The organism is Mycobacterium sp. E3305 (assembly GCF_001666785.1).
In the GTDB taxonomy this organism is placed as follows: domain Bacteria; phylum Actinomycetota; class Actinomycetes; order Mycobacteriales; family Mycobacteriaceae; genus Mycobacterium.
Map to the genome: position 1 here is coordinate 1 of NZ_LZJA01000032.1, position 1,164 is coordinate 1,164.

At 68.6% G+C, this 1,164-nt stretch carries 3 pseudogenes; 1 reads left to right on the forward strand and 2 read right to left on the reverse strand.

Going from position 1 to position 1,164, the window contains the following annotated elements:
* Nucleotides 1-397, forward strand: a pseudogene (locus A5701_RS28435) (hypothetical protein); the annotation flags it as partial.
* 2 nt (nucleotides 398-399) lie between these two features.
* Here A5701_RS28435 and A5701_RS27210 read toward each other — a convergent pair.
* Both A5701_RS27210 and A5701_RS28440 read right to left on the reverse strand, forming a co-directional pair.
* Nucleotides 400-730 (reverse strand): annotated as a pseudogene (locus A5701_RS27210) (FAD-dependent oxidoreductase); the annotation flags it as partial.
* Nucleotides 731-767: 37 nt separating this feature from the next.
* Nucleotides 768-1,164, reverse strand: a pseudogene (locus tag A5701_RS28440) (hypothetical protein); the annotation flags it as partial.

Below are 1,164 nucleotides of genomic sequence, written 5' to 3' on the forward strand. Positions count from 1 at the left end.
CGCACAATTCATCACGGCCGCCGCTGCGAGCCCCAATTCCCAACTGGCGGCGCCCTTCTCGCTGATGCGGCGCGCGCTGGCGTGCCAGACGAACAACGCCGGATTCGGGGCGCGCGCCTTCCGGCGCAGCGACGGCCAATGGGGAGGCGCGATGGTGGTCGCCGCCAAGAGCGCGACGCCCAACGTCGACGCCCTGGCCGGCTGCGCCAAGACCAACTGGCGGCGCGCCACGGCCGGCACCCAGACCTCGCTGTGCAACAGCGGCTGGAGCACCCCCAACACCTACGAGAGCCGCCGCGGCGAGACCTACTACGTGTTGCTGGCCGGCACCGCGGACGACTTCTGCACCGCGGTCAACGGCAAATTCAAGGACAACTCCAACGGGTGGCCGTTCTAGCCGCTTTCCGGCGGCGACGATGAGGCTGTCGAAGGGCGTCACGGTCTCCATGCCCATCAGGTGCGACGTCACGGTCTTGGCCGTCAGGTCGATGGCGTTGACGTCGCCCCACAGCACCCGGACGTTCTTCTGCCTGCGCAGGATCAGCCGGGTGGTCGGGGCGACGTCGCCCTCGGACAGGATGCCGGTGGCCACCTGGTACAGCAACGGCTGGAAGAGGTGGGTCGTGGTCTTGGAGATCAGGGTGACGTCGACGTCGGCCCGCTTGAGTGCCTTGGCCGCGTTCAGGCCACCGAATCCGCTTCCGATGATGACGACGCGATGACGCGACATGCTCACCCCCTTACCGTACGACGCCGCCGGAAAGCGGCTAGAACGGCCACCCGTTGGAGTTGTCCTTGAATTTGCCGTTGACCGCGGTGCAGAAGTCGTCCGCGGTGCCGGCCAGCAACACGTAGTAGGTCTCGCCGCGGCGGCTCTCGTAGGTGTTGGGGGTGCTCCAGCCGCTGTTGCACAGCGAGGTCTGGGTGCCGGCCGTGGCGCGCCGCCAGTTGGTCTTGGCGCAGCCGGCCAGGGCGTCGACGTTGGGCGTCGCGCTCTTGGCGGCGACCACCATCGCGCCTCCCCATTGGCCGTCGCTGCGCCGGAAGGCGCGCGCCCCGAATCCGGCGTTGTTCGTCTGGCACGCCAGCGCGCGCCGCATCAGCGAGAAGGGCGCCGCCAGTTGGGAATTGGGGCTCGCAGCGGCGGCCGTGATGAATTGTGCT